The following is a 6,113-nucleotide window of genomic DNA, read 5'->3' on the forward strand; positions in this document are numbered from 1 at the left end:
CCCCCCCCGCGCTGCTCCACCCCCGCGCGGCCGGGGTCACCCCCCTGGGTCCGGTCGCAGCGAGTGACCGCAGACCGAGGGCGGTTCAGGTGCCGAACGTCTCGCGGGCGGTCTTCGCGCTGTGGTGCCGCTTACTCATCGCCTGCCAGTTCGCCGGGTCGAAGCCGCGCGGCCCGAGCGGACCGAGGCCGTCGACGTGGTCGACCTCCGTCGCAAGGTCACGCTGGAGCGGGGGAAGCGGGGCGCACTGCTCGCACTCGCAGTACGGATGGTCTTCGAGGTAGCGGGCACTGGCGTCACGCCACCTGCGGTCATAGCCGCGGGCGTGGGTGGATGGCCGGGCGGCCCTGGCCTGAGCTTGGCAGGGGGGACACCTTCCCGCGTCCGTCAGGGTCGGGCACCCGGGAGTCGGGCAGACCTGCTTGGCCTTGCGTGTAGCCATGATCAGATGACATCGAGGGTGTCCGGTGTGACGATCACTGCCCGGACGCCGATCTTCTGGCCCATGGTGTCCCAGTACGAACCCTGTCCCGGTTGGTCCACGCCGAGGACGTGGCGCTGCACCTCCGCCTGATCGATGACAAGGACGAACGGCGTCTCGGTGGCGTCACCGACGTGAGACATCGGCAGTTCGAGGACCTGGATGCGGGCCATGATGCGTCTCCAACGGGTACGGCGGGCATGGGAAGGCCCGGCCGCACGGGGTGCTGGCCGGGCCGGTTGAGCAGTGGGTCAGAAGTCGGGACAGAGGTGCTTGCGCACGACATCGACGATCTTGCCGCCGGTCTCAGGGGTGGCGATGTCCGGGAGTCGCGTGTTGACGGTGAAGCGGTCAAGCGCCTGCTGTGACAGCTTCTCCCTGTCGTCCGGGCTCGACTTGATGCTGCTGCACTGGTTGAGCCCGCGACTCACAGCCTGGTCGTCTTTGCCGGGCTTGATGATGCGCGGGTCAATGGCTGTCAGCGCATCGAGGAAGGCCGCGCGCGTCGTGGCGTTGGGCTCGGGAGGAAGGCCAGCCGCCTCGCGGGCCGCGGCCTTGTCCTCCGCGCTGAGAGTCGCGGGAGCGCTGGCGGCGGCCTTGGCCGAGGGCTCGGGTTCGGTGCCGCATGCAGTGAGTGTGGCGAGCAGTAACGCGGCGACAGCGGCCGTGGTGGTGCGGGTGCGCATGAGTCCCCCCAGGACTGTGAGATGAGGGGGACATCGTGCCGCGTGTGGGGGCGACGTGTCTGTATGGTGACGAGACTGTGACACGCGGGCGGGTACAAGTTTCCGGTGCCCTTTCGCCTGGCTATGGCGTCGGAGGCGTGGGAGGGGCGAGTTCCTTGAGCTTTTCCTGGTACTTGTCCTCGATCTCTCTGCGTTTCTCGTTGTAGACCTCATCGACGAGACGCTGATAGGCCGTGTCGTCGACGTTCTCGCAGGCCGCGGGGAACTCGGCGTCGTCCCCTTGCTTCATGGCTTCGTCGAGGTTCTTCGCCAGGCCGGCCTTGCAGGCGGCGGGGTCTGCGGGTTCGTCGCTGCTGGCCCATGTGCCCACCACGGTGATCGCGGTGCCCAGGACGAGTATGGCGAGCAGCTCGCCGGTAAAGCGGGTGGCTCGGGTGCGCATGGTCCCCCCTGGGACGGTAGATGAGGGGGACATCGTGTCGCGCGCGTGGCTGGTGCGTCCGGTTGGTGACGGAGTCGTGACACCGAGCCCCCCGACTGCTGCGCTCGTCGGGGGTAGTTGTGGGTATCGACTGTTGTGGGGGTGGGGAAGGTGACGAAGTTCAGCCCGCGTTGGAAGTGGCACGCTGGGGTGGCCGTGGGATGCGGCGCGGTGGGGATCCTGCCGCCCTGGCTGCTTGGCTGGATCGGCGGAGACGGTATCCCGTGGAGCGTTGCCGTCCTGACGGCTGCCTTCTTCTCGGTGGTGATGTTCGTGTTCGACTTGGGCCGTGACGCGTGGGTTTGGGCGAGGGAGCGTCGGCGGTCTCGGGTCGAGTAGGTTGCTGGCCGTATGGCGAAGGCCTCGACGCGGTGAGCGTTCCGGGGCCTTTGTGGTGTCTGCTGTCAGGCTGGTTGTGGGCACAGCTCTGCACGGAGATCGTTACACGGCTCTGACCTGCGCGTCAAGGGGCGTTGGATCGGGTGGCGTTGGGCGATGAGCGCTGTGACGGCGGCGCTGGCGTAGTAGGGGTGCCGCTCGGTGCCGCCGGCCTTCTTGAGTCGGCCGCGGCGGACGAGTTGGCGGACCCCGCCGAGGCCGATGCCGAGGGCGTCAGCGGTCTGTTGGGCGGTGAGGTGGCCGGGCGGTACGTACATGCCCCCATGGTCGCGTACGAGTTACGAGTACGGAGAGGGCATTACCGTAACCGGCGCAACCCTGCAATTCGCCCCTCACGGTCATTCCGTGGCCACTACCCTCCAAGGACTCAAATCCCAAGGGGGGACCGTGGACCTTACAGAGGTCGAGAAGGCCATTGAGACCGGGAACGGATATGCGGCTGTCTCAGTGAAGACGCTGCGGAACGCGTTCGGGGCGCAGCGCGCCAAGAAGATCGTCGTACAGCAGATCTCTGCTGGGCTGCGGGCCGCAGGGCTTGGGCACATACCGTTCGAGATTCCGAAGCGGCAGGACAGGACGGTGTTGGTGTACCGGCTGGATGGGTCGTCCGCTTCGGCTCTGCTTGCGCTGGTGGAGGCCGCGCACGGCGATGGGGAGCAGGCAAACGGCTCGGCGTGGCTCCTGTCCAGCATGCTGCCAGCGCTCAACAACAAGTCGTAGCCGAGCACGCGACGGACAGCGGCCCCGCCGCGGTGTTCGCGGCGGGGCCGGGTCCTAAGCAGCGTCCGAGGACCTCGTGGAACCAACACCTAGGCTGACGGCCGCTCGGCATCGTGCGCTGACCGGGACGTTCAAGGTTCCTCCAAGGTTCCACGCAAGACCCGTCGTTCACGTTTTTACCAGCGGCCAGATGGGTCGCCGTTGTTCGGAGGACGAAGGGAACACACAGTGAAGACGAGCTTGAAGGGGAGGGCTGCGGTTGCTCTTGCGGGGGCGGCCGTCGCCATAGGGTCTGCCATCGCTCCTGCCGGTGCGGCCCCGGCAGCATCGTGCTACGCGGTGGCTAACACCCCCACGTACAAGTCCCCGAGTGTGACGGCATACGGCTACTTTTCGTGCTCTCCCTGGGCTGATGCGGACGTCACGGTAACCCTCACAAGGGACGGTGCCGAGGTGGCGGAGTCCTCGAATTCGGGTGCCGCACCACAAATTGCTGCGACGGCTAAGGCCAACAACCAGAGTGGCAACCAGGAGTGGTGCACCGTCGTTGACGGTGACTACTACGACAACGGCCGGAGCTATCCGCTGTATGCACGAACGTGTGAATCCGCTGCGTGGTAGCTGGGCGGTCTCGATGTGCGGGTGAGCCCCACCGATGGGGGCGGTGGGGCTCGAACCTTTTGTGATCAGGGGCAGGGAAAGTGGCTGGGTGGGTAGTGGCCGCCGCAGGGGGCACAGTAGCGGGTGCGGAAGTCGATGCCGAGTGCCTGGCAGAGGCGGCGGATCATGTGCTCTCCACCCGCTCTCCGGTCTGCTCTCCGCCGCTCTCCGGCTGCTCTCCGTCTGGAGAATCGGCGGGCTGACCTGCGTCTCCACCTGTGGAGAGGGGTTGGTCTCCGTCGCGGGGGAGGAGAGGGGCGAGGTCGGAGAGGCGGACGCCGGAGCGGCCTTCGACGGTGCCGATGCGGAGGCTGCGGGTGATGGGGATGCGCAGCTCGCGAAGGACGCCGCGGAGGGCCGCGTCGTCGTGCCCGTGCATGAAGTCGAGCTGGCGCATCGCGGGGTACAACTCGGCGAGGTGGATGCCGGGGCGCTGGCCGATGCGCTGGACAAGCCAGCGGGCGAAGACCGCGCGGGGATCCGGCGGAGGGGTGTCCACCACGGTGGACACCCCTCCGCCGGGGGTCTCGGTGTCAGCGAAACCCTCCTCGGGCTGGTCGTCGGGGAGTTCGCGGTAGCCGATGGCCCAGGCCCCGGTGACCCAGGCGACCGTCCCGGCGGCGACCGCGTAGGTGGTGTAGTCGGAGACGAGGATGAAGTAGCCGCCGGCGCCGAGGAGGGCGAGCCGCTTGAGCGGGGCCCGCGGGTCCAGCTCGGGCTTGGCGCCCTTCGAGGCGTCGTCGGGGAGGTCCCGGTACTTCGGGGACGTGACCCAGGCCGTGATCCGCTCGTACAGGATCACGCTCCCCTCGCCCAGCGGCCGGGCGAGGGGTTCCAGGGGCAGCCTCACCGGCCGACGCCGGTCTGCGTGATGGTGGTGCCGACGGTGCCGCCCACTTGCTGGACGGTGCCGAAGAGGTCCGCGACGATCCCGCCCGCGCTGCCGGCGAGGAGCGCGACGGCGATGGCGGTGGTGATGACGACCTTCTTCTCGGCGTCCTTGTAGACGTTGTTCTTCCACTTCACGACGATGATCGTGCACATGATGATGCCGACGATGAGTGCTCCCATGGCGCCGCCGTTGACGTCGAGGGCGGGCGCGATCTGGGGCTGGGCGGCCATGGTGTGCCGGGCGGCGGTGTCGATGGCGGCGGTCAGGTTGTCAGACATGCGGGGCCTTTCAGAAGCCGAGAAGCTTGGCGATGGTGACGGCGGACGCGGCGTAGATCGCCCAGGTGGCGAGGCGGGCGCGTATGACCGGCGGGGTGAGGAGCGCGAGAGCGCGTATGACCAGGTAGGCGGTCAGGCCCCAGCCGAGGGCGTAGGCGAGCACGGTGGTACTCCGTGGGATGTGCCAGGTCATACCGCCCGCGCGTCAGACCGAGAGGCCCGGGCGCGGGCGGTATGACGGGTCAGGTGCCCGGCTCGGCGGGCGGCGGGGTCTCGGTGTGACCGGGCTGGTCGGGGCCGGTGTGACCGTGGACGGCGGGGTCGTACGGGGCGACCTGGCAAGCGATGATCTGCGGCTCGACTCCGGGCGGGTAGACCTTGGCGGACCAGGCGTTGCGGTACGTACCGGCGACGAGTGATACCGCGTGCTTGACCGCCATCGAGGCGGTCATACCGTCGCCGTCGCCGGTCATACCCGCGCTCATGATCACGGCCAGGTCGTCATACAGCTCGGCGTCGACCTTGACGGACAGGCCCTTCCCGGGCAGCGGAGGCGTACTCACCAGGACACCCCCTCGGCGGCGCCGCGGAGCGCGGTGCAGACCTCGGCGGTGGTGTGTCCCGGCTCGCGCTCCCACCGCTCGACCGACTGCTCACCGAGGTGGGCGCCGAGGGCGTCCCACGCCCGGAGCGTTGTCTCCTCGGCGGCCGGGTCGATGCCGGGCTTCGTGAAGCCGGCCGTCCGGTCGATGATGGCGATCACCGGCCGGAGGTAGGGGTCCCAGCCCTCGGCGGCGAGCGTGTCGGCGGCCTGGTGGAGGACGGCGGCAACCCGAGAGGGAGTGACGGACAGCGTCAGCACGATGCCGCCTCCCCGTCCCTGGGGTCCTTCCACGGGGTGTAGGTGACCGGGCTGGCAGCGGTCTCGGACCGGATGCGGGCCGCATCATCAACGAACCCGAGGTCGGGGTAAGCGAGGATCGCCAGCAGTTGGCTGCGCACCGCTTGGCTGCGGCGTTCCAGCAGCCGGTGGTAGGCGCGCTCGTCGTGCTGGTGGACGCTCGGCAACGGGAGGTTCAGCGCGTCCGCGATGGCGGCGAGCAGGGGGATCACGGAGTCGGGGATGCCCTGGCCGTGCTTGGGTCCGGTGGTGTCGCTCACTGGTCGTCACCCCCGGCGGCCTTGCGGAGCAGGAGGGAGTACTCGCCGCGGGTGATCGCGCGGTCGACGGGCGGGGCGAACCGGAGGACCTCGGCCTCCAGCTCGTCGGCGGCGTCGCTCATGTAGCCGTGCCGGTCGGTGACCGCGGTGAGGATCATCGCGAGGCGGCGGCCGTCGGTGAACTCGTGGGCCGGGCGCACGGAGGCGAGGCGGGCGGCGATGGCGAGGAGGATCTCGCGGGCCTCGTCGCTGGGCGGGGCCGGGGTGGGGGTGGCGTTCACCGCGCGCCGCCAGCCGGGCGGATCGAGCCGGTGACGCCGGCCTCGGTGGCGCGCACGATGGCGGTACGGCCGCC

General features: G+C 69.2%; 13 protein-coding genes. 1 reads left to right on the forward strand and 12 read right to left on the reverse strand.

The features are described 5' to 3' along the window. Window positions 1-85 precede the first annotated feature (85 nt). The 5 genes from WH07_RS40905 to WH07_RS42100 form a co-directional block, all read right to left on the reverse strand. Entirely contained in the window at window positions 86-442 is a 357-nt protein-coding gene (locus WH07_RS40905; protein ID WP_046496537.1) for a hypothetical protein, read from the reverse strand. A 2-nt stretch (window positions 443-444) separates the two neighbouring features. Further along, complete coding sequence (locus WH07_RS06795; RefSeq protein WP_052744275.1) at window positions 445-654, reverse strand: hypothetical protein; 210 nt, start codon at window positions 652-654, stop codon at window positions 445-447. A 78-nt stretch (window positions 655-732) separates the two neighbouring features. Then, window positions 733-1,167, reverse strand: a complete 435-nt coding sequence (locus tag WH07_RS06800; protein WP_046496539.1) for a hypothetical protein — start codon at window positions 1,165-1,167, stop codon at window positions 733-735. A gap of 121 nt (window positions 1,168-1,288) precedes the next feature. Continuing rightward, entirely contained in the window at window positions 1,289-1,609 is a 321-nt protein-coding gene (locus WH07_RS06805) for a hypothetical protein (protein ID WP_046496542.1), read from the reverse strand. Window positions 1,610-2,052: 443 nt separating this feature from the next. Then, the gene (locus WH07_RS42100; RefSeq protein ID WP_079023002.1) at window positions 2,053-2,304 is read right to left on the reverse strand and encodes a helix-turn-helix domain-containing protein; all 252 of its coding nucleotides are present in this window, start codon (window positions 2,302-2,304) and stop codon (window positions 2,053-2,055) included. A gap of 130 nt (window positions 2,305-2,434) precedes the next feature. Here WH07_RS42100 and WH07_RS06815 point away from each other — a divergent pair, with 130 nt between their 5' ends. Beyond that, complete coding sequence (locus tag WH07_RS06815) at window positions 2,435-2,767, forward strand: hypothetical protein (protein ID WP_046496546.1); 333 nt, start codon at window positions 2,435-2,437, stop codon at window positions 2,765-2,767. Between the two features lie 784 nt (window positions 2,768-3,551). On the opposite strand, the gene WH07_RS06820 is transcribed toward WH07_RS06815, so the two are convergent. From WH07_RS06820 to WH07_RS06845, 7 genes are all read right to left on the reverse strand, one after another. Next, window positions 3,552-4,277: a hypothetical protein gene (locus tag WH07_RS06820; protein ID WP_046496548.1), complete on the reverse strand. Its 726-nt coding sequence runs from the start codon at window positions 4,275-4,277 to the stop codon at window positions 3,552-3,554. Further along, window positions 4,274-4,597, reverse strand: a complete 324-nt coding sequence (locus WH07_RS06825; RefSeq protein WP_046496551.1) for a hypothetical protein — start codon at window positions 4,595-4,597, stop codon at window positions 4,274-4,276. The genes WH07_RS06820 and WH07_RS06825 overlap by 4 nt, the downstream gene beginning before the upstream one ends. Before the next feature lie 10 nt (window positions 4,598-4,607). After that, the gene (locus tag WH07_RS40265) at window positions 4,608-4,760 is read right to left on the reverse strand and encodes a hypothetical protein (RefSeq protein WP_198533736.1); all 153 of its coding nucleotides are present in this window, start codon (window positions 4,758-4,760) and stop codon (window positions 4,608-4,610) included. Window positions 4,761-4,839: 79 nt separating this feature from the next. Continuing rightward, complete coding sequence (locus WH07_RS06830; RefSeq protein WP_052744277.1) at window positions 4,840-5,160, reverse strand: hypothetical protein; 321 nt, start codon at window positions 5,158-5,160, stop codon at window positions 4,840-4,842. Further along, window positions 5,157-5,459: a DUF6197 family protein gene (locus tag WH07_RS06835; RefSeq protein WP_046496553.1), complete on the reverse strand. Its 303-nt coding sequence runs from the start codon at window positions 5,457-5,459 to the stop codon at window positions 5,157-5,159. The genes WH07_RS06830 and WH07_RS06835 overlap by 4 nt, the downstream gene beginning before the upstream one ends. After that, window positions 5,453-5,758, reverse strand: coding sequence for a hypothetical protein (locus tag WH07_RS06840; protein ID WP_046496555.1), 306 nt, complete (start codon window positions 5,756-5,758; stop codon window positions 5,453-5,455). Before WH07_RS06840 ends, WH07_RS06835 begins: the two co-directional genes overlap by 7 nt. Beyond that, window positions 5,755-6,113 (reverse strand): hypothetical protein (locus tag WH07_RS06845; RefSeq protein WP_232788748.1); only part of this gene is annotated, 359 nt, incomplete at its 5' end. The genes WH07_RS06845 and WH07_RS06840, both read right to left, overlap by 4 nt.

It is taken from the genome of Streptomyces odonnellii, assembly GCF_000981895.1.
Classification (GTDB): domain Bacteria; phylum Actinomycetota; class Actinomycetes; order Streptomycetales; family Streptomycetaceae; genus Streptomyces; species Streptomyces odonnellii.

What these genes read in the sequence shown, in the direction of transcription:
- WH07_RS06805 (WP_046496542.1), bottom strand. Translation starts at nt 1,609, where the DNA reads ATGCGCACCCGAGCCACCCGCTTTACCGGCGAGCTGCTCGCCATACTC.
- WH07_RS06800 (WP_046496539.1), bottom strand. Translation starts at nt 1,167, where the DNA reads ATGCGCACCCGCACCACCACGGCCGCTGTCGCCGCGTTACTGCTCGCC.
- WH07_RS06825 (WP_046496551.1), bottom strand. Translation starts at nt 4,597, where the DNA reads ATGTCTGACAACCTGACCGCCGCCATCGACACCGCCGCCCGGCACACC.
- WH07_RS40905 (WP_046496537.1), bottom strand. Translation starts at nt 442, where the DNA reads ATGGCTACACGCAAGGCCAAGCAGGTCTGCCCGACTCCCGGGTGCCCG.
- WH07_RS06795 (WP_052744275.1), bottom strand. Translation starts at nt 654, where the DNA reads ATGGCCCGCATCCAGGTCCTCGAACTGCCGATGTCTCACGTCGGTGAC.
- WH07_RS42100 (WP_079023002.1), bottom strand. Translation starts at nt 2,304, where the DNA reads ATGTACGTACCGCCCGGCCACCTCACCGCCCAACAGACCGCTGACGCC.